This window comes from Pseudomonas sp. GM21 (genome assembly GCF_000282215.1).
Classification (GTDB): domain Bacteria; phylum Pseudomonadota; class Gammaproteobacteria; order Pseudomonadales; family Pseudomonadaceae; genus Aquipseudomonas.
Map to the genome: position 1 here is coordinate 32,497 of NZ_AKJS01000198.1, position 19,009 is coordinate 51,505.

Below are 19,009 nucleotides of genomic sequence, written 5' to 3' on the forward strand. Positions count from 1 at the left end.
AACATGGCAACTCTCGAATTACGCAACGTTAACAAGACCTACGGTGCCGGTTTGCCGGACACCCTGAAAAACATCGAACTGAAGATCAATGACGGTGAGTTCCTGATCCTGGTCGGTCCGTCAGGCTGCGGTAAATCCACGCTGATGAACTGCATCGCCGGTCTGGAAAACATCAGCGGCGGCGCCATTCTGGTGGACGACGCCGACATCAGCGGCATGAGCCCGAAAGATCGCGACATCGCCATGGTGTTCCAGTCCTATGCGCTCTACCCGACCATGAGCGTGCGCGACAACATCGCCTTCGGCCTGAAAATTCGCAAAATGCCGACCGCCGAAATCGACGAAGAAGTCGCTCGCGTCGCCAAATTGCTGCAGATCGAACACCTGCTGAACCGCAAGCCAGGTCAGCTCTCCGGTGGTCAGCAACAGCGGGTGGCCATGGGCCGTGCCCTGGCGCGTCGGCCGAAGATTTACCTGTTCGACGAACCGCTATCCAACCTCGACGCCAAGCTGCGGGTCGAGATGCGCACCGAAATGAAACTGATGCACCAGCGCCTGAAAACCACCACGGTCTACGTGACTCACGACCAGATCGAAGCGATGACGCTGGGTGACAAAGTGGCGGTGATGAAGGACGGGATCATTCAGCAGTTCGGCACGCCCAAAGACATCTACAACAACCCGGCCAACCTGTTCGTGGCGAGCTTCATCGGTTCGCCGCCGATGAACTTCATCCCGCTGCGCTTGCAGCGCAAGGACGGTCGTCTGGTCGCACTGCTCGACAGCGGTCAGGCACGTTGTGAATTGCCTTTGGGTATGCAGGACGCCGGTCTCGAAGACCGCGAAGTGATCCTCGGCATGCGCCCTGAGCAAATCGTGCTGGCGAACGGCGAGCCGAACGGGTTGCCGACCATTCGCGCTGAAGTTCAGGTCACCGAGCCGACCGGTCCGGACACCCTGGTGTTCGTCAATCTCAACGACACCAAAGTCTGCTGCCGTCTGGCACCGGACGTCGCACCGGCGCCGGGTGAAACACTGACCCTGCAATTCGATCCGTCGAAAGTGCTGCTATTCGATGCCAAGACCGGGGAGCGTCTTGGTGTTGCCGCTCAGCCTGAAACCGAGGCGCACAGCGCCAACGTGGCCCAATTCAAGGGGCGCTAAGAACACATATGTGGGAGTGAGCCTGCTTCCACAGGGGGATACGCAGCGGGTGGCCTGTTGCTCGCTGTAACCGATGTCACCGCGTTAATAAAAGAAAAGTTAATAACAATAAAACGAGGAAGTAGGGATGAAGAAGACCAACAACGCTCAGCTTATCTGCCAGTTGTCAGCAGTTGCAGCAATGATGCTGGCCGGTAGTGTGCATGCAGCTGACGCGTTCAGCGCCGATTCCGAATGGATGACCGGCGATTGGGGTGGCGAGCGGACCAGGCTGATCGAGCAAGGCATCGACCTCAAGATGGACTACGTCGGTGAAGTCGGCAGCAACCTCAACGGTGGCTTTAACGACGACACAACGGCTCGCTACGCCGACCAGTTCGGCCTGGGGGCCGCGCTGGACCTGGAGAAACTGTTTGGTTGGGACAACACCCAGGCCAAGATCCAGCTCACCAACCGTAATGGTGAGAACATCTCCAATGACCGTATCGGCGACCCGCGTGCGGGCACCTTGAGTTCTTCCCAGGAAGTCTACGGTCGTGGCCACATGGTCCGTCTGACCCAACTGTGGATCAAGCACCAGTTCCTCGACAATAAACTGGACATCAAGGCCGGTTACTTCGGCGAAGGCGAAGACTTCAACACCTTCCCGTGCGAGTTCCAGAACCTGGCGTTCTGCGGTTCCCAAGTGGGTAACTGGGCCACCAACATCTGGTACAACTGGCCGGTCATGCAGGCCGCGATCCGCGTGAAGTACAACATCTCGCCTGAGTTCTATGCGCAGATCGGCGCGTACAACCAGAACCCGTCGCAACTGGAGCACGGTAACGGCTTCAAGCTGAGCGGCAGTGGTACCGCGGGTACTGTGTTGCCCGTCGAACTGGTCTGGTTGCCTAACCCTAACAGCCTGCCGGGCGAATACCGTGTCGGTTACTACAAGAGCACGGCAGAGGCCAATGACGTCCTCAAAGACGACAACGGCAATGATGCAGCCACGACCGGCCAACCCTATCGTGAACACAGCAGCAAGCACGGCTACTGGTTCGTCGCACAACAACAACTCACCAGCCACAACGGTGACAAGACTCGCGGTCTGAACATTGCGGCCAACGCCACGTTCCACGACAAGGAAACCAACTTCGTCGACAACTACCAGTCGCTGATGTTTGTGTACAAGGGCCCGTTCGATGCGCGTCCAAAAGATGACATGGGCATCGGTTTCGCCCGTACCCACGTCAACGATGACGTGAAGAAAAACTCCGAGCTGACCAACGAAGCCAATGGCGTCACCGACTACGAAAACCCGTTGTTCCAGCCGCTGCGTACCACCGAGTACAACTATGAAATCAACTACGGCTTCCACGTGACCAACTGGCTGACCGTGCGTCCCAACCTGCAATACGTCACTCATCCAGGCGGTGTGGATGAGGTTGATGATGCGCTGGTGGCCGGCCTGAAAATTCAGTCGGTGTTCTAACGTTGTTGCGATAAGCTTCCCTCAATGTGCGCATATTTGCGGACAGCCCAGGCTGTCCGCTTTTTTTTGGGGTAGCGCACCCCGGGTGACAGATGATTTTCAGGACCGTGGCACATGCATGAGCATCCGCTACAACGCTTCTTCAAATCCTTGCGCCAACGACCAGTGTTTGCGTGGGAGCGCTATCAGAAGCGCGACGTGTTGGTGATCGATCATCCGCTATGTCAGGCCGTGTTCAGTCGCCAGGGTGCACAGTTGCTGCACTTCCAGCCAACGGGTCAAAAGCCCTGGCTCTGGTGTGCGGCGAGGTGGCCGCAGGTCGGCGCGATTCGTGGCGGTGTACCCGTGTGTTGGCCGTGGTACGGCCGTCATCCGAGCGAAAACGCCTGGCCTTCCCATGGTTGGGCACGGTTGCTCGACTGGAAGTTGCTCGACAGCAGCCATGGCGACGATGGCGTGCGATTGCACTGGCAACTCCAGTTGTGCGACTGGCAAGTGGACCTGCATGCCCACCTTGGCGAGCGCATGGATTTGCGCCTGAGCACCGAGCATCAGGACAGCCTGCCGTGCCAATTGAGCCAGGCTTTGCACGCTTACTGGCGTATTGGTGATGTGGGTGAGGTAGCGCTGTCCTGGCTGGAAGGCGCGCAGGGTTATGACCACTTGAATCGCGAGACGTGTCAGCAGGAAGGCGAATTGCGGGTCGATGGCGGGTGCCAGCGAGTGTTCCAGCACGACGGCGAATTGCAGCTCAAGGACCACGCCTGGCAGCGTGAATTATGCATCGATACCGGTGAACAAGCGGACACGGTGGTCTGGCATCCGGGCTCGCGGCCATTGTTGGGCGTGAGCTGGAATGAGATTTCGGAGTTTGTCTGTGTAGAAGCGGCCAGCGGTGGTACCGACAGTTTGAGCCTGGCACCGGGGGAGAGGGCGCATTTGAGTTTGCAGGCGCGGGTGGGAATTTAAGGGAGGCTCAAAAGATCGCAGCCTCGTTTCACTCGACAGCTCCTACAGGTGTGGCGATCTCCTGTAGGAGCTGTCGAGTGAAACGAGGCTGCGAATCTTCAATTAATTAAATTCATCCCCGATCGGATACCGGCTCGCATTCAGGCTTTCTTTGATCTTGCGCAAATGTGGCTGGAAATCCACGCCGCGTCGCAAGGTCATGCCGGTCGCCAGCACGTCCAGCACGGTCAGTTGGATGATGCGCGAGGTCATCGGCATGTAGATGTCGGTGTCTTCTGGCAGTGGAATGTTCAGGCTCAGCGTACTGGCCTTGGCCAATGGCGAACCCTCGGCCGTCAGGCCCAGTACCGATGCACCGTTTTCACGGGCAATGCGTGCCACTTCCACCAGTTCGCGGGTGCGGCCGGTGTAGGAAATGATCACGAACAGCTCGCCAGTGTGGGCCACCGACGCAATCATGCGTTGCATCAGCACGTCGGCATGGGCGGTGACGGCCAGGTTGAAACGGAAGAATTTGTGCTGTGCGTCCAGTGCCACCGGGGCCGAGGCGCCGAGGCCGAAGAAGTGGATCTGCCGGGCCTGGATCAACAGATCGACGGCGCGACTGATCAGGTTCGGGTCCAACGCCTGCAAGGCACTGTCCAGAGAGGCGATGGCGCTGCCGAAGATTTTTTTTGTATAGGCTTCAGGATTGTCATCGGCCTCGACTGCACGGCTGACATACGCCGCGCCACTGGCCAGGCTTTGGGCCAACTGAAGTTTGAGTTCCGGGTAGCCGCTGACGCCGAACGAACGGCAGAAGCGGTTGACCGTCGGCTCGCTGACCTTTGAGGCCTGGGCGAGCGCAGCGATGCTGAACCGGGTGGCCTGCTGTGGGTTGAGCAGGATCACTTCGGCGACTTTACGTTCAGCCTTGTTCAGGTCTTCAAGGCGGTTCTGGATCTGTTCCAGTAAATTTCGCACGCGGTCCATATATGTTCCTTGGGTCAGCTGCGCAAATTAGAGTTCGGCTATGCCAAAAGGGCCTTGGATGCGGCCCCAAACGGTGGCCTATCCTACTGATGGCTCCGACCGGCTACCACTCGGAATCTGTATTTTGCGAAAATGTTGTGGTTATTACTACATTTTCTCTTGAGCGATGCCTTGAAAAAAGGTATTTGTAGCTTAACTTGATAAAAGAACAAACATCATGCCTTCGATTACGGTTGAACCGTGCACCTTTGCCTTGTTCGGCGCCCTCGGCGACCTGGCCTTGCGCAAGCTGTTTCCTGCCCTCTATCAACTCGATGGCGCAGGCCTCTTGCACGAGGATACGCGCGTTATCGCGCTGGCCCGAGAGCCCGGCACCGAACAGCAGCACCTGGCCTATATCGCCTCGGAGTTGCGTCGTTATGTGGGTGCCAAAGAGCTGGACGAAGCGGTAGTCGAGCGCTTTCTGGCTCGACTGAGCTATCTGCACGTCGACTTCCTCAACGCTGACGATTACATCGCCCTGGCGGATATGGCCGGCAGTGCTCATCGAGTGATTGCCTACTTTGCGACACCAGCCGCCGTTTACGGCGCGATTTGCGAGAACCTGGCCAAGGTCGGTCTGGCTGAAAACACCCGCGTGGTGCTGGAAAAACCCATTGGTTCGGACCTGGAATCCTCGCGCAAGGTCAACGATGCCGTGGCGCAGTTCTTCCCGGAAAACCGTACTTACCGCATCGACCATTATCTGGGCAAAGAGACGGTTCAAAACCTCATCGCTCTGCGTTTCGCCAACAGCCTGTTCGAAACCCAGTGGAACCAGAACTACATCTCCCACGTGGAAATCACCGTGGCCGAGAAGGTCGGGATCGAAGGTCGTTGGGGTTACTTCGACAAGGCCGGGCAGCTGCGGGACATGATCCAGAATCACCTGCTGCAACTGCTTTGCCTGATCGCCATGGACCCGCCGGCCGACCTGTCCGCCGACAGCATCCGCGACGAAAAAGTCAAAGTCCTCAAGGCGCTGGCGCCGATCAGCCCGGAAGGTCTGACCACTCAGGTGGTGCGCGGTCAATACATCGCCGGCTACAGCGAAGGCAAACCAGTCCCGGGTTACCTGGAAGAGCCGAATTCGAACACCCAGAGCGACACCGAAACCTTCGTCGCCTTGCGTGCCGACATCCGCAACTGGCGTTGGGCCGGTGTGCCGTTTTATTTGCGGACCGGCAAGCGCATGCCACAGAAACTGTCGCAGATCGTCATCCACTTCAAGGAACCGTCGCATTACATCTTCGCCCCTGAACAGCGCCTGCAAATCAGCAACAAGCTGATTATCCGCCTGCAACCGGACGAAGGCATTTCCTTGCGCGTGATGACCAAAGAACAAGGCCTGGACAAGGGCATGCAGCTGCGCAGTGGGCCGTTGCAGCTGAACTTTTCCGACACCTGGCGCAGCGCGCGGATTCCCGATGCCTACGAGCGGTTACTGCTGGAAGTGATGCGTGGCAATCAGAACCTGTTTGTCCGTAAAGATGAAATCGAAGCCGCGTGGAAGTGGTGTGACCAGTTGATCGCCGGGTGGAAAAAATCCGGTGATGCGCCCAAGCCGTACGCGGCCGGGTCCTGGGGACCGATGAGCTCCATTGTTCTGATCACGCGGGACGGGAGGTCGTGGTATGGCGATATCTGAATTGAAACTGCCTCAGGGCGTCAGCGCCCATGAGTTCAAGAGCCCGGTGCTGTTGGCTGAAGCGCTGGCACTGACGGTCGCCAAGCACCTGAGTGAAGCGATCGAGGCCCAAGGCACCGCCACGCTGGTAGTGTCCGGTGGTCGCAGTCCGGTGGCGTTTTTCCAGCACCTGGCCAAACAGGCGCTGGACTGGTCGAACGTGGTGATCAGCCTGGCCGACGAGCGTTGGGTGCCGGTGGAACACGCCGACAGCAATGCCGGTTTGCTCAAGCGTTATCTGTTGCAGGGCCCGGCGGCCAAGGCTCAGTTTCTGAGCTTGTACAGCGCCAGCACCAACCTTGAACAGGCCGCCGAGCAAGCCGACCGATTGCTGTCCGAACTGCCGGTGATCGACGTGCTGGTATTGGGCATGGGCGATGACGGCCACACCGCGTCGCTGTTCCCGAACAGCCCGAACCTGACCGACGCCTTGAAAGCCGACGGCACACGTCGTTGCTACCCGATGCTGGCACCCACCGTGCCATATCAGCGCTTGACCATGAGCCGGGCGCTGTTGGCTTCGGCCAAACACAAAGTTCTATCAATTTGCGGTCAGTCCAAACTGACCACACTGAGTGCTGCTTTGGCCGGTGACGATGTCGCCGCCTTGCCGATTCGCGCGTTTTTGCAACCTACGTTAGAGATTTACTGGTGCCCATGAGCCAAGGAACAGCCGCTATGACAACCCCATCCCCGACCGTTTCCATGGCGGACAAAGTTGCCCTGATCGACAGCCTCTGCGCCAAGGCGCGGATTCTGCCAGTGATCACCATCGCTCGCGAACAGGACGTGCTGCCGCTGGCCGACGCCCTGGCCGCCGGTGGCCTGACCGCTTTGGAAGTGACCCTGCGTTCGCAGTTCGGCCTCAAGGCCATCCAGATCCTGCGCGAACAGCGCCCGGAACTGATGACCGGTGCTGGCACCGTGCTGGATCGCCACATGCTCGCCGCTGCCGAAGCGGCCGGTTCGCAGTTCATTGTCACACCGGGCATCACCCGTGATCTGCTCGAAGCCAGCGTCAACAGCCCGATCCCGTTGTTGCCGGGGATCAGCAACGCCTCCGGCATCATGGAAGGCTATGGCCTGGGCTATCGCCGCTTCAAGTTGTTCCCGGCGGAAGTGAGTGGCGGTGTCGCCGCTATCAAGGCACTGGGTGGTCCGTTCGGCGAAGTGAAATTCTGCCCGACGGGCGGTGTCGGCCCGGCCAACATCAAGAGCTACATGGCGTTGAAAAACGTCATGTGCGTGGGCGGTAGCTGGATGCTTGATCCGGAGTGGATCAAGAACGGCGACTGGGCCCGCATTCAGGAATGCACCGCCGAGGCATTGGCGCTGCTGGACTGATCAGCTTTACCTGACACCTCGTTGTGTGTTCTACGGCTTTACGGTGCGCTTGGTCGGCGCACCGTTTTTTTTGCCCGCAAAAAAACAACTTGCAGCCCAGATTCCTTGTAGCAGCTGCCAAAGGCTGCGTCCGGCAGCGCAGCAGTCGTAAATCCAGCGCGCATGGTCTGTCTGATACACCGAGGTGAATGGTTCCACGACTGCTGCGCAGCCGGACGCAGGCTTCGCCAGCTGCTACAGATGGCCTCATGCGATACATAGTTACCGCATACCGACTTTCGCCCAATGCTAGCCTGCGTTCATCTTATGGAAGAGCGAACGTCATGGACGACACCCCCTCAGTTGCACCCTCACAAGCGGTTTACCTGCTGTCTCCCGAACAGATCGCCGGCCCGTATTTCCGCAATCCGAAACTGATCAGGCGCAACATCAGTGAAGGCGCCGATGGCGTTCCCTTGGTGTTGCGCCTGGCAATCGTCGATGCCATGACCGCACAGCCCGTCGGCGGCGCGTTGGTCGATATCTGGCATTGCAATGCGCGTGGTGCCTATTCGGGCTGGAGCAAGGTCAATCCGGACAAGGAAGTCGATGTCGATGAAATCGGCTCGATACCGCGCACCGACGACGACACTTACCTGCGCGGCGGGCAATTCACGGACAAGAAAGGTGTCGTGCGGTTTACCACGATCTATCCGGGGTTCTACGCGGGCCGCGCGCTGCACATTCATGTCGCTGTGCGCATCACGGCCGGCAACAATTACCTGGAAGAACGGCATGTTGCCTGGGTCGGTCAGCTTTACTTTCCGCAGGTGGCTTCGCGATCAGTGCTGAACAGCCGTGAATACAGCGGTCGAAAGGCCTTGGCGTTGACCAACGATGAAGACGTTTACTACAAGCAGCATGGCGGCGAAGCTTCAACCTTAAACATTCACACCCTCGGTCGGGATTCGAATGAAGATGGCTTTTTCGGTTTCACCACCATCGGTATCGACACCTTCGCGGTCTCATCGCACATCAAACCCGAGGACTTCGACAAGTACACGGTGTGACCTCAGCGCAGTTCGGTCAGCGCCCGGGCCAGCAGTTCCATGTGCGCGGCGGTGGTGGTCAGGCCCGGTGTGATACGAATGCACGGCCCACTCGCGGCGCCGCTGCGCATCACGGTAAACAGGTTGTAGTCGCGAAGCAGCCGCTCGACCATGGGCTGTTGATCGGCCTGCCGCGTGAAGCGCATCGACGTGATGCCGCAATACAGGCGCGGATCATCCGGCGTCATGACTTCGATCCCCGGGAGTTCGCGCACCGCGCGCACCCACAGATTTCGCAAGTAGTTGAGCCGGGCACCCTTGGCGGCGGACCCACCCATGGTGCGATGCTCCTCGAATACCAGTGGCAGGGTCAGCAGCGCCGGGATATTGGGTGTGCTGTGCGGTGTGCGTGCGCGAATGTCGGTGGCCGGGAAACTCATCTCGCCCATGTCCGGGTCGATATCGGCCAGACGCTCGGGCGCGATGTAGATGAACCCCAGCGTCAGCGGGGCACCGATCCATTTGTGCAGGTTGTAGCCGGCAAAGGAGATTCCCAGTTCATCGAGATTGAAGTCGATTTGCCCCAACGCATGGGCGCCGTCGAGGATCACATCGATCCCGTGTTCTTTGGCCGCGGCTGCAATCGCTTGCACCGGCATGACCAGACCGGTGCGGTGGGTGACGTGAGTCAGGGCCATCAGTTTGAGCTTGGGGTGACGCACAAACGCTTCGCGATAGCTGGCCAGCAAACTGTCGAAAGTGGCGGGGTGCGCATGGTTGATTTCGATCACTTCGACACCGCGGTAGCGCGCCAGCCAACGCATTGCGCCTTTGACGGTGTCGTATTCCAGATCGCAGATCAGCACCTGATCGCCCGGCTGGAGGCGGTTGTAGTTACGGATCAACGATTGCAAGCCGTCCGAGGCATTGCGGGTCAGGACCACAGAGTCGGCAGGCACGCCCACCAACTCGGCCAACTGTGCGTTGATCTTCTGCATCTCGCCCTGTTCGAATCGCTGGCGCACATGCACTGAGTTACTGCGGTTGATGAACTCGATATGACGCTGGTATTCCTCGACCACCGTTCGCGACATTCGCCCGAAGTAACCGTTCTCCAGATTGATCGGGCCGGGTTCGACAGCATAGCGATCAGCAAAAGTCTGCCAGAACGTTTCATCACGGGCGCGGAGGGTGTTATCGGGCATGGGCTACTCGGTCTGGATCAATGGCGGGGGGCAGGTTTGCCATGCTTGGCGCGAAGGGGTTCAAGTAACTCCGACAAGCCGTTGTGATCGATTTCCTGCATCAGGGCCAACAAACCACCCAGTTCGCCATGAGGAAATCCTTCCCGGGCGAACCAGTTCAGGTACTGGCCGGGCAGGTCGGCAATGATCCGGCCTTTGTATTTGCCGAAGGGCATTTCGCGGGTGATCAGCAATTCGAGTTTTTCAGGGTTCATCAGGCAGTCGTCTGGATTCTATCGATCTGGAAAATACAGGCATTCTGCATGCAGGCCAATTGACAGATCATGCAAAAAAAACGGATACAGATTTCGTCGTTTAATTTAACTATTTGAAATTTAAAGGATTGTTGGTCGATTCGAAGCTGGCATGCAGGGTGCAATAGTTATTACATCTTTCATCAACCCGCGAGGAATTGAAAATGACCGACATGAATAAAGAAGCGATCTCTGTACTCAACGACCTGATTGAAACCAGCAAAGACGGTCAAGAAGGGTTCAAGACTTGCGCTGAAGACATTAAACACCCTGAGCTAAAAACCCTGTTCGTGCAGCGTGCTGCCGATTGCGCCACCGCGGCTTCGGAACTGCAAGCCGCCGTGCGTTCGATGGGCGGTGATCCGGAAACTTCCACCAGTGTCAGCGGTGACTTGCACCGTCGTTGGGTGGACGTGAAATCGATGTTCACCGGCAAGGACGAAGAGGCTGTGCTGAACGAAGCCGAACGCGGTGAAGACCATGCGCTGAAGGCTTACCGGGAAGCCATGGAGAAAATCAACAAACACAACCTGGTGGGCATTCGTGATCTGGTTGAACGTCAGTACCACGGCGTGCAACGCAATCACGATCAGGTAAAAGCCCTGCGTAACCAGGCTCGCGCACGCTCGTAAGCGTTCGTTGCCTGCTAAAAAACGCCAGCCAGTCTGGCGTTTTTTTGTGGCCGGTCGATTAGCCGATGCTGATCGCCGGCAATGTTGGCAACGTCACGGTCAGTTGCTTGCGCGGCGCCAGGATCTCCGCTTCGCCGTCCACGACCAACTCGTCACGCTGATTGAACACGCGCGTGGCAATGCGCACCCGAAACTTCGGCATTTTCTCGAGGATTTCCAGACGCACGGTCAGGGTGTCGCCGATCTTCACCGGCTTCTGAAAGCTCATCTGCTGGCCAATATAGATAGTCCCCGGCCCAGGCAGCTCACAGGCAACGGCGGCACTGATCAGCGCGCCACTGAACATGCCATGCGCGATGCGCTCCTTGAACATGGTGCCTGCCGCGAATTCTGCGTCCAGGTGTACCGGGTTGTGGTCGCCGGACATGGCGGCGAACAACTGAATGTCGCGCTCTTCGACTGTCTTGCTGTAGCTGGCGGTCTGGCCGACTTCGAGGGCATCGTAAGGCGTGTTGGTAACCTGGGTCATCTGTCTCGGTTCCTATGACGAATTAAATAATCCACAAATAACTATTCCGACCGGGGTGGTCGGCGGTGGCTGAGCGCCTCCGCGATCCAGTGCAACACGTCGTTGACCACTTCATCGCGGTTGCTCTCATTGAACAATTCATGTCGCGCCTGAGGGTAAATCGTCAGGTGCAGGTTCTGGCTGCCTGCCGCGCGCAACGCGTCGGCCAGATCTTTCAGACGTTTGCCTTCGCTCACCGGATCACATTCGCCGCCAATCACCAGCAGCGGCAGGCCCGGATCGATCTGCGCGAGATTGGACGCTTTGCTGATTTGCTGCAACCCACCCAGCAAATCGATCCACATCTGGTTGGTGCAACGAAAGCCGCAGAGCGGGTCGTTGGCGTACAAATCCACTTCCACCGGGTCGCGGCTGAGCCAGTCGAATCGGGTGCGTGCCGGTTTGAACTGTTTGTTGAATGAACCGAAGGACAGCCATTCGATCAGCGCACTACGCCCCTTGGGCCCTTGGCGTAATTTTTCTAGACGGGCGATCTGCCGCGCCGCGCGATAGAGCGCCACTGGCTGGAAATTGGAGCCACTGAGCACCGCGCCGTGCAGGCTGGCGCTGTGATGCAGCAAATAGGCCTGGGCGATGTAACTGCCCATGCTGTGCCCGAGCAATATGATCGGTACGCCAGGATGCTGTTGGCCAATGTGTTGGTTGAGACAGGCCAGGTCGCCGACGACTTTGCACCAGCCGTCGTTGTCGGCGAAATGACCCAGTGTTCCGTTTTCGGCAGTTTTGCCATGTCCACGCAAATCCGGTGCGTACACGCCATAACCTTGCGCGCAGAACTTTTCCGCCAGACGGGCGTAGCGAGCGCTGTGCTCGGCCATGCCATGGGCCAGCAGGATCACGGCTTTTAAAGGCGGGGCGGGTAGCCACTGGTTGACGAACAGTTGGCTGTGGTCCATTGCGGTCAGCCAGAACGTGTCGTGGATCATGGCGATTCCTTTGCATGGGGCTGCATGTGGCATGGGCGTGGTTGCATTGTATAGCGCATCCCGTGCGCGCCGTCTGATCAGGCCACGCCACGGCAGGAAGATTCACACGGTCAATGAGGGCGTTGGCTGTATTTGCCTGAATCGCCATAACTGCTAGTGTCCGTGAAGCCCGCTTTTTTCAGAAGTGACAGAAAGCGGCCCGGATAGGCTCAGGTAAAGAGGACAAGAATAATGCAACCTGAATTCTGGAATGACAAACGCCCGGCCGGCGTGCCCCTGAACATTGACCTTGGGGCCTATAAGTCGGTGATTGAGGTGTTCGAACGTTCCTGCAAGAAATTTGCTGACCGCCCGGCATTCAGCAACATGGGCGTGACCCTGACCTACGCCGATCTGGAACGCCAGAGCCTGGCATTCGCCGCTTACCTGCAAGCCCACACCGACCTGGTACCGGGGGATCGGATCGCGGTGCAGATGCCCAATGTCCTGCATTATCCGATTGCCGTCTTCGGTGCCTTGCGCGCCGGGCTGATCGTGGTCAACACCAACCCGTTGTACACCGCGCGGGAGATGCGTCACCAGTTCAAGGATTCCGGCGCCCGGGCGCTGGTGTACCTGAACATGTTCGGGCAGAAAGTCCAGGAAGTGCTGCCCGACACCGACATCCAGTACCTGATCGAAGCGAAAATGGGCGACCTGATGCCGACCGCCAAGGGCTGGCTGGTCAATACCATGGTCAGCAAGGTCAAGAAGATGGTCCCGGCGTATTCGTTGCCGCAGGCCATTTCGTTCAAGCACGCGCTGGGCAAGGGGCGTGGCCTGGGGATCAAACCGCTGAAAGTCGGCCTCGACGACATCGCCGTGCTGCAATACACCGGCGGCACCACCGGTTTGGCCAAGGGCGCGATGCTGACCCACGGCAACCTGGTGGCGAACATGCAACAGGCGCGGGCGTGTCTTGGGCAGTTCGGCGCTGACGGCCAGTCACTGCTGCGTGAAGGGCAGGAGGTGATGATTGCGCCGCTGCCGCTGTACCACATCTATGCCTTCACGGCGAATTGCATGTGCATGATGGTGACCGGCAACCACAACGTGTTGATCACCAATCCGCGAGACATTGGCGGCTTCATCAAGGAACTGAAGAACTGGCGTTTCTCGGCGTTGCTGGGGCTCAACACGCTGTTCGTTGCGTTGATGGATCACCCGGACTTCAAGACCCTGGATTTCACCAGTCTCAAGCTCACCAACTCCGGTGGCACTGCGCTGGTCAAGGCCACCGCCGAGCGCTGGGAGCAGATGACCGGCTGCCGCATCACCGAAGGTTACGGCCTGACCGAAACGTCGCCGGTGGCATGCACCAACCCGTACGGTGACCAATCGCGGATCGGCACGGTCGGCCTGCCGGTGCCAGGCACCACGCTGAAAGTGATCAACGATGAAGGCGTCGAGCAACCGTTGGGCGAGCGCGGCGAACTGTGCATCAAAGGCCCACAGATCATGAAGGGCTACTGGAACAAGCCCGAGGCCACCGCTGAAGTGCTGAATGCCGAGGGCTGGTTCAAGTCCGGTGACATCGCGGTGATCGACCCGGACGGTTTTGTGCGCATCGTCGATCGCAAGAAGGACATGATCATCGTGTCGGGTTTCAACGTGTACCCGAACGAGATCGAAGACGTGGTGATGGCGCACCCGAACGTCGCCAATTGCGCGGTCATCGGTGTGCCGGACGAGCGTTCGGGCGAGGCGGTGAAGTTGTTTGTGGTGGCTCGTGAAGCCGGGGTCAGCCTTGAAGAATTGAAGGCCTACTGCAAGGAAAACTTCACGGCGTACAAAGTGCCCAAGCACATCGTGTTGCGCGAGTCGTTGCCGATGACGCCGGTCGGGAAGATTTTGCGGCGGGAGTTGCGTGATATCGCTTGATCGTTGAATGGCCGCGCGTTGCGCGGATCGTCGGAACGCCGCCCGGGGCAAGCCACGCTCCCACAAGGTTATCGCTAATCAATGTGGGAGCGGGCTTGCCCGCGATGCTTTTGAAGAGGGTGAAAGCCCCCGGATTCAGGCGGTTTTGAGGTTATATAGAATCTTTGCTCTAAAATGACCACCAGAAGTTCTTGAGTCATATTTGTGACCATCGAGGCCTCTTTTGGCTCTAGTCGACCCTTGGCAAAGCTGCTACTCTCGGCGCGCTTTGTGACTTCTCGGCCTAGTAAACAGCCAGACTCACCAAAAAAAAACACACACCAATAATAATCGCATCAAATGCGGTAATGAATTCGCGTTGCTGAGGAGTGGGCTTCCATGATTGAAGACTTTTGGAAGGATAAGTACCCAGCTGGGATTTCTGCCGAGATCAACCCAGACGAGTACCCGAATATTCAGGCAGTGTTGAAGCAATCCTGCCAACGCTTCGCCAACAAGCCGGCGTTCAGCAACCTGGGCAAGACAATCACCTACGGTGAACTGTACGAGTTGTCCGGTGCGTTTGCCGCTTACCTGCAACAGCATACCGACTTGCAGCCAGGCGATCGAATCGCCGTGCAATTGCCTAACGTGCTGCAGTACCCGGTTGCCGTCTTCGGCGCCATCCGTGCCGGGCTGATCGTGGTCAACACCAACCCGCTGTACACCGCGCGGGAAATGGAACACCAGTTCAACGACTCCGGAGCCAAAGCGCTGGTCTGCCTGGCCAACATGGCCCATCTGGCCGAAACCGTTGTGCCGAAAACCGGCGTCAAGCACGTGATTATCACTGAAGTGGCCGACCTGCTGCCGCCGCTCAAGCGTCTGCTGATCAACAGCGTCATCAAGTACGTGAAGAAGATGGTCCCGGCATATCACTTGCCCAAAGCCATCAAGTTCAACGACGTGCTGAGCAAGGGCCATGGCCAGCCAGTGGCTGAAGCCAACCCGGCCAGCAGCGATGTCGCGGTGTTGCAATACACCGGCGGCACCACCGGCGTGGCGAAAGGGGCGATGCTGACCCACCGCAACCTCGTGGCGAACATGCTGCAATGCAAGGCGCTGATGGGCTCCAACCTCAATGAAGGTTGTGAGATTCTGATCGCTCCGCTGCCGCTGTACCACATCTATGCGTTCACCTTTCATTGCATGGCGATGATGCTGATCGGCAACCACAACATCCTGATCAGCAACCCGCGCGACCTGCCGGCGATGGTCAAGGAACTGTCGAAGTGGAAGTTCAGCGGTTTCGTCGGCCTCAACACCTTGTTTGTGGCGCTGTGCAATAACGAAGGTTTCCGCAAGCTCGACTTCTCGGCACTGAAAGTCACCCTGTCCGGTGGCATGGCCCTGCAACTGGCCGCCGCCGAACGCTGGAAAGCGGTCACCGGTTGCGCTATCTGCGAAGGTTACGGCATGACCGAAACCAGCCCGGTGGCCACCGTCAACCCGATCCAGCACATCCAGATCGGCACCATCGGTATCCCGGTTCCATCGACTCACTGCAAAATCGTTGACGATGCCGGCGTCGAGCAGCCGCTGGGCGAAATCGGCGAACTGTGCGTGAAAGGCCCGCAGGTCATGAAGGGCTACTGGCAGCGCCAGGACGCCACCGATGAAATGCTCGACAGCGAAGGCTGGTTGAAGACCGGTGACATCGCGCTGATCCAGCCGGATGGCTACCTGCGCATTGTCGATCGCAAGAAAGACATGATCCTGGTCTCCGGTTTCAACGTTTACCCGAACGAACTGGAAGACGTGCTCGCGACCCTGCCGGGCGTGCTGCAATGCGCGGCCATTGGCGTGCCGGACGAGAAATCGGGTGAGGCGATCAAGCTCTTCATCGTTGCCAAACCCGGCGTGACGCTGACCAAAGAGCAAGTGATGGAGCACATGCGTGCGAACGTCACCGGCTACAAGGTGCCGCGTGCCGTCGAGTTCCGCGATGCGCTGCCGACCACCAACGTCGGCAAGATCCTGCGCCGCGAACTGCGCGACGAAGAACTGAAGAAAATCGCCGCGAAAAAGGTCGGCGCGTAACACACAAGAAGCCCCGCAGATGCGGGGCTTTTTGTTGGATGACCGTGAGATCGTTCCCACGCTCCGCGTGGGAATGTCGCCCCGGACGCTCCGCGTCCTATGCTGCAGGGACGCAGAGCGTCCCGGGATGCATTACCACGCGGAGCGTGGGAACGATCAGTTAAAGGCGAAACGGCGCGAAGTTGACGTTGGTGCCCGCCGGGCGCATGTCTTGCAGGTACGAGTCCTTGTCGGCACTCAGCTCCAGGCTCAACGTAGCCTTGCGCTTGCCTTCATTGCGCACCACCAGACCTTCAAGCTTTTCACGCAGGAACACGGTCGGCACTTTGAGGTGCAGCAGCTCGTCGGTGTCCGGCGTGTGCATCAGCAAGTGAATCCATTCGTACTGACCAACGGCCAGGCGCGCGACCGGGATATCGAACCACCAGATGTTGCGGTTGCGGTTCAATTCGGTGAAATGGCAGTTGTTGACGCCAAGCACGGCACCGCCAAGTTCCTGGTTTCTGCGGGCAATGGCCTGCTTTTTATCGAGTTTCATAACATTCCTACGGGATTGGATCTTCAGCGCCATGGCCTGAATACGTTGCGCATTCTCGGGGGTTGGTCGTTAAACATAAAGCCCAACCTGCCGAGATCGACGAAATGGGCAGTACAAAATAAATGAAACTCCGTGCAAACGCCTCCGGTCAATCCTTGTGTAACTACTTTTCTCATTGAAATGTTCACAGGAGAAACACCATGAGCAGCACTGGCGATAAAGTAAAAGGCATGGCAAACGAAGCGGTCGGCAACGTCAAGCAAGGTGTCGGCAAAGCCACTGACAACCCCAAGCTGCAGACCGAAGGCAAAGCTCAGGAAAGGAAAGGCGAAGCTCAGCAAGCCGTGGGTAAAGCCAAAGATGCCATCAAGAAAGGCGTCGACAACGCCTGATTCGGCCTTTTTCGATGATCAGGAACGGCCATCCATGGATGGCCGTTTTTGTATCAGCCTGAACTTGATCACGGAAATTGTTTCAAAGTCGCCAAGTAGGCTACTTTGATGTAGAAAACGGCCCTTGAGTCGCCATGACTCCCGATCTTGCGGCGAAAGGAGACGCTAATGATTTTCCCGGACATGAAAAATCTGCCCCTGCACCGTGTGATCATGCGCACGGTCACCGAGTTCGTCGACGATGAGATGTCGACCTATGCCTCGGCGCTGGCTTATCAGATGTTGTTCTCGCTGTTCCCCTTCATTCTGTTCCTGATTGCCCTGATCGGTTTCCTGCACCTGCCGGATTTTTTCTCCTGGCTGCGCCTGCAATCGGAACTGGTCTTGCCGCCCCAAGCGCTGGAACAGGTTAATCCGGTGATTGACCAGCTACAGCAATCCAAGGGTGGCTTGCTCTCGGTGGGTATCGTGATTGCCCTGTATACCGCCTCCGCCGGTGTGCGGCTGATGATGAGTGCCATGAACGCGGCCTACGATGTGGTCGAAGGCCGACCGGCCTGGAAGCGTTTTCCGTTGTCGATCATCTATACCATCGGCATCGCCGGGATGCTGTTGATCGCCGCCGCGCTGATGGTGCTCGGCCCGCAGGTGATGGGCTGGATCGCCTCGCAAGTCGGTCTGGAAGATTTCATCGTCATCGTGTGGACCATCCTTCGATGGCCTGTCGTTGTGATTTTGTTGATGGTCGCGGTGGCGTTGATTTATTACGTCATGCCGGACGTCAAACAAGAGTTTCGTTTCATCACGCCCGGTTCAGTGTTGGCGGTGGTGGTGTGGATCCTCGCCTCCGTGGGTTTCGGCCTGTACGTCAAGACTTTCGCCGATTACAACGCCATGTATGGCAGTATCGGTGCGATCATCGTGCTCTTGTTGTACTTCTACATTTCTTCCGCGGTGCTGTTGCTCGGCGCGGAGATGAACGCGGTAATCGAACACATGTCGAGGGAGGGCAAGGACCCCGGCGAAAAATACCCGGGCGAGCCCGGCCATGACCATCAAAAACACCATGTTTCGGGATTGGGGCGCGATCACTCGGTCCATCCCTCCACTGACGAAGTCATCAAATGATCCGTGAAATTCTGAAAATGGGCGATGAGCGCCTGCTGCGCATTGCTCCGCCGGTTCCGGCCGAGATGTTCGATAGCCCCGAGTTGTGGCAGTTGATCGACGACATGTTCCAGACCATGGAAAGCGTCGGTGGCGTGGGCCTGGCGGCGCCGCAGATTGGTGTCGACCTGCAACTGGTGATCTTCGGTTTCGAGCACAGCGAACGGTATCCGGACGCCGAAGCGGTACCACAAACCATTCTGATCAATCCGCTGATCACGCCGTTGCGTCCGACGCTCGAAGAAGGGTTTGAAGGTTGCCTGTCCGTGCCGGGTCTGCGCGGCGCCGTGGAGCGTTACCAGCAGATTCGCTACGAAGGCTTCGACCCCAAGGGTCAGCCTGTCGTGCGCATCGCTTCAGGGTTCCATGCGCGTGTGGTGCAGCATGAATGCGATCACCTGATCGGCCGTTTGTACCCGTCGCGGATTACCGATTTCAGCAAGTTCGGGTTTACCGAGGTCATGTTTCCGGATCTTGATCCCAACGCTGACGACTGATTCAAAATTACATTGACCCCCTGTGGGAGCGAGCCTGCTCGCGATAGCGGTGTGTCAGTCAGCAAAGTTGTGTCTGACACACCGCTATCGCGAG

At 58.1% G+C, this 19,009-nt stretch carries 19 protein-coding genes; 13 read left to right on the forward strand and 6 right to left on the reverse strand.

What is annotated here, in order from left to right; all coding sequences use genetic code 11:
* The first annotated feature begins 3 nt into the window (after positions 1 to 3).
* From PMI22_RS00475 to PMI22_RS00465, 3 genes are all read left to right on the forward strand, one after another.
* Positions 4 to 1,164 (forward strand): ABC transporter ATP-binding protein, encoded by a 1,161-nt coding sequence (locus tag PMI22_RS00475; protein ID WP_007949444.1) that lies wholly within the window; start codon positions 4 to 6, stop codon positions 1,162 to 1,164.
* A gap of 127 nt (positions 1,165 to 1,291) precedes the next feature.
* Entirely contained in the window at positions 1,292 to 2,638 is a 1,347-nt protein-coding gene (locus PMI22_RS00470; protein ID WP_007949445.1) for a carbohydrate porin, read from the forward strand.
* 114 nt (positions 2,639 to 2,752) lie between these two features.
* On the forward strand, positions 2,753 to 3,607 hold the full coding sequence (locus tag PMI22_RS00465; RefSeq protein ID WP_007949447.1) for a D-hexose-6-phosphate mutarotase: 855 nt from the start codon (positions 2,753 to 2,755) through the stop codon (positions 3,605 to 3,607).
* Positions 3,608 to 3,709: 102 nt separating this feature from the next.
* On the opposite strand, the gene PMI22_RS00460 is transcribed toward PMI22_RS00465, so the two are convergent.
* Positions 3,710 to 4,570 (reverse strand): MurR/RpiR family transcriptional regulator, encoded by an 861-nt coding sequence (locus PMI22_RS00460; RefSeq protein ID WP_177318169.1) that lies wholly within the window; start codon positions 4,568 to 4,570, stop codon positions 3,710 to 3,712.
* Between the two features lie 226 nt (positions 4,571 to 4,796).
* Here PMI22_RS00460 and zwf point away from each other — a divergent pair, with 226 nt between their 5' ends.
* From zwf to PMI22_RS00440, 4 genes are all read left to right on the forward strand, one after another.
* Positions 4,797 to 6,266, forward strand: a complete 1,470-nt coding sequence (gene zwf, locus PMI22_RS00455) for a glucose-6-phosphate dehydrogenase (RefSeq protein ID WP_007949449.1) — start codon at positions 4,797 to 4,799, stop codon at positions 6,264 to 6,266.
* A complete protein-coding gene (gene pgl / locus PMI22_RS00450; RefSeq protein WP_007949452.1) occupies positions 6,253 to 6,966 on the forward strand; it encodes a 6-phosphogluconolactonase in 714 nt (237 codons plus the stop codon). The genes zwf and pgl overlap by 14 nt, the downstream gene beginning before the upstream one ends.
* Before the next feature lie 17 nt (positions 6,967 to 6,983).
* Positions 6,984 to 7,649, forward strand: a complete 666-nt coding sequence (locus PMI22_RS00445) for a bifunctional 4-hydroxy-2-oxoglutarate aldolase/2-dehydro-3-deoxy-phosphogluconate aldolase (protein WP_007949453.1) — start codon at positions 6,984 to 6,986, stop codon at positions 7,647 to 7,649.
* A gap of 323 nt (positions 7,650 to 7,972) precedes the next feature.
* Positions 7,973 to 8,698: an intradiol ring-cleavage dioxygenase gene (locus PMI22_RS00440; protein WP_007949454.1), complete on the forward strand. Its 726-nt coding sequence runs from the start codon at positions 7,973 to 7,975 to the stop codon at positions 8,696 to 8,698.
* A 2-nt stretch (positions 8,699 to 8,700) separates the two neighbouring features.
* Here PMI22_RS00440 and PMI22_RS00435 read toward each other — a convergent pair whose 3' ends face one another.
* Together PMI22_RS00435 and PMI22_RS00430 are read right to left on the reverse strand one after the other, a co-directional pair.
* Positions 8,701 to 9,882 carry an aminotransferase class V-fold PLP-dependent enzyme gene (locus PMI22_RS00435; RefSeq protein WP_007949455.1) on the reverse strand — a complete coding sequence of 394 codons (1,182 nt, stop codon included), beginning with the start codon at positions 9,880 to 9,882 and terminating at the stop codon, positions 8,701 to 8,703.
* Between the two features lie 17 nt (positions 9,883 to 9,899).
* Positions 9,900 to 10,136, reverse strand: a complete 237-nt coding sequence (locus tag PMI22_RS00430; RefSeq protein WP_007949456.1) for a DUF3820 family protein — start codon at positions 10,134 to 10,136, stop codon at positions 9,900 to 9,902.
* Positions 10,137 to 10,339: 203 nt separating this feature from the next.
* Between PMI22_RS00430 and PMI22_RS00425 the strand changes: the two genes are divergently transcribed.
* Entirely contained in the window at positions 10,340 to 10,807 is a 468-nt protein-coding gene (locus PMI22_RS00425; protein WP_007949457.1) for a ferritin-like domain-containing protein, read from the forward strand.
* Between the two features lie 58 nt (positions 10,808 to 10,865).
* Here the strand turns inward: PMI22_RS00425 and PMI22_RS00420 are convergent, their stop codons facing one another.
* Both PMI22_RS00420 and PMI22_RS00415 read right to left on the reverse strand, forming a co-directional pair.
* Positions 10,866 to 11,336 (reverse strand): MaoC family dehydratase, encoded by a 471-nt coding sequence (locus PMI22_RS00420; protein WP_007949458.1) that lies wholly within the window; start codon positions 11,334 to 11,336, stop codon positions 10,866 to 10,868.
* Positions 11,337 to 11,377: 41 nt separating this feature from the next.
* Positions 11,378 to 12,322, reverse strand: coding sequence for an alpha/beta hydrolase (locus tag PMI22_RS00415; RefSeq protein ID WP_007949459.1), 945 nt, complete (start codon positions 12,320 to 12,322; stop codon positions 11,378 to 11,380).
* 231 nt (positions 12,323 to 12,553) lie between these two features.
* On the opposite strand from PMI22_RS00415, the gene fadD2 reads away from it, so the two are divergent.
* Entirely contained in the window at positions 12,554 to 14,242 is a 1,689-nt protein-coding gene (gene fadD2 / locus PMI22_RS00410) for a long-chain-fatty-acid--CoA ligase FadD2 (RefSeq protein WP_007949461.1), read from the forward strand.
* A 378-nt stretch (positions 14,243 to 14,620) separates the two neighbouring features.
* Positions 14,621 to 16,321, forward strand: coding sequence for a long-chain-fatty-acid--CoA ligase FadD1 (gene fadD1 / locus PMI22_RS00405; RefSeq protein ID WP_007949462.1), 1,701 nt, complete (start codon positions 14,621 to 14,623; stop codon positions 16,319 to 16,321).
* A 160-nt stretch (positions 16,322 to 16,481) separates the two neighbouring features.
* Here the strand turns inward: fadD1 and PMI22_RS00400 are convergent, their stop codons facing one another.
* On the reverse strand, positions 16,482 to 16,859 hold the full coding sequence (locus tag PMI22_RS00400; protein WP_007949463.1) for a hypothetical protein: 378 nt from the start codon (positions 16,857 to 16,859) through the stop codon (positions 16,482 to 16,484).
* A gap of 200 nt (positions 16,860 to 17,059) precedes the next feature.
* Here PMI22_RS00400 and PMI22_RS00395 point away from each other — a divergent pair, with 200 nt between their 5' ends.
* From PMI22_RS00395 to def, 3 genes are all read left to right on the forward strand, one after another.
* Positions 17,060 to 17,251: a CsbD family protein gene (locus tag PMI22_RS00395; RefSeq protein ID WP_007949464.1), complete on the forward strand. Its 192-nt coding sequence runs from the start codon at positions 17,060 to 17,062 to the stop codon at positions 17,249 to 17,251.
* Between the two features lie 168 nt (positions 17,252 to 17,419).
* Complete coding sequence (locus PMI22_RS00390) at positions 17,420 to 18,379, forward strand: YihY/virulence factor BrkB family protein (protein ID WP_007949465.1); 960 nt, start codon at positions 17,420 to 17,422, stop codon at positions 18,377 to 18,379.
* Positions 18,376 to 18,915 (forward strand): peptide deformylase, encoded by a 540-nt coding sequence (def, locus tag PMI22_RS00385; RefSeq protein ID WP_007949466.1) that lies wholly within the window; start codon positions 18,376 to 18,378, stop codon positions 18,913 to 18,915. The genes PMI22_RS00390 and def overlap by 4 nt, the downstream gene beginning before the upstream one ends.
* Positions 18,916 to 19,009 lie beyond the last annotated feature (94 nt).

Excerpts from the sequence above, each read along its gene's own strand:
- zwf (WP_007949449.1), top strand. The coding sequence starts at position 4,797 with ATGCCTTCGATTACGGTTGAACCGTGCACCTTTGCCTTGTTCGGCGCC.
- PMI22_RS00430 (WP_007949456.1), bottom strand. The coding sequence starts at position 10,136 with ATGAACCCTGAAAAACTCGAATTGCTGATCACCCGCGAAATGCCCTTC.
- pgl (WP_007949452.1), top strand. The coding sequence starts at position 6,253 with ATGGCGATATCTGAATTGAAACTGCCTCAGGGCGTCAGCGCCCATGAG.
- fadD2 (WP_007949461.1), top strand. The coding sequence starts at position 12,554 with ATGCAACCTGAATTCTGGAATGACAAACGCCCGGCCGGCGTGCCCCTG.
- PMI22_RS00470 (WP_007949445.1), top strand. The coding sequence starts at position 1,292 with ATGAAGAAGACCAACAACGCTCAGCTTATCTGCCAGTTGTCAGCAGTT.
- PMI22_RS00465 (WP_007949447.1), top strand. The coding sequence starts at position 2,753 with ATGCATGAGCATCCGCTACAACGCTTCTTCAAATCCTTGCGCCAACGA.
- PMI22_RS00415 (WP_007949459.1), bottom strand. The coding sequence starts at position 12,322 with ATGATCCACGACACGTTCTGGCTGACCGCAATGGACCACAGCCAACTG.
- fadD1 (WP_007949462.1), top strand. The coding sequence starts at position 14,621 with ATGATTGAAGACTTTTGGAAGGATAAGTACCCAGCTGGGATTTCTGCC.
- PMI22_RS00395 (WP_007949464.1), top strand. The coding sequence starts at position 17,060 with ATGAGCAGCACTGGCGATAAAGTAAAAGGCATGGCAAACGAAGCGGTC.
- def (WP_007949466.1), top strand. The coding sequence starts at position 18,376 with ATGATCCGTGAAATTCTGAAAATGGGCGATGAGCGCCTGCTGCGCATT.
- PMI22_RS00445 (WP_007949453.1), top strand. The coding sequence starts at position 6,984 with ATGACAACCCCATCCCCGACCGTTTCCATGGCGGACAAAGTTGCCCTG.
- PMI22_RS00420 (WP_007949458.1), bottom strand. The coding sequence starts at position 11,336 with ATGACCCAGGTTACCAACACGCCTTACGATGCCCTCGAAGTCGGCCAG.
- PMI22_RS00400 (WP_007949463.1), bottom strand. The coding sequence starts at position 16,859 with ATGAAACTCGATAAAAAGCAGGCCATTGCCCGCAGAAACCAGGAACTT.
- PMI22_RS00435 (WP_007949455.1), bottom strand. The coding sequence starts at position 9,882 with ATGCCCGATAACACCCTCCGCGCCCGTGATGAAACGTTCTGGCAGACT.
- PMI22_RS00440 (WP_007949454.1), top strand. The coding sequence starts at position 7,973 with ATGGACGACACCCCCTCAGTTGCACCCTCACAAGCGGTTTACCTGCTG.
- PMI22_RS00475 (WP_007949444.1), top strand. The coding sequence starts at position 4 with ATGGCAACTCTCGAATTACGCAACGTTAACAAGACCTACGGTGCCGGT.
- PMI22_RS00425 (WP_007949457.1), top strand. The coding sequence starts at position 10,340 with ATGACCGACATGAATAAAGAAGCGATCTCTGTACTCAACGACCTGATT.
- PMI22_RS00390 (WP_007949465.1), top strand. The coding sequence starts at position 17,420 with ATGATTTTCCCGGACATGAAAAATCTGCCCCTGCACCGTGTGATCATG.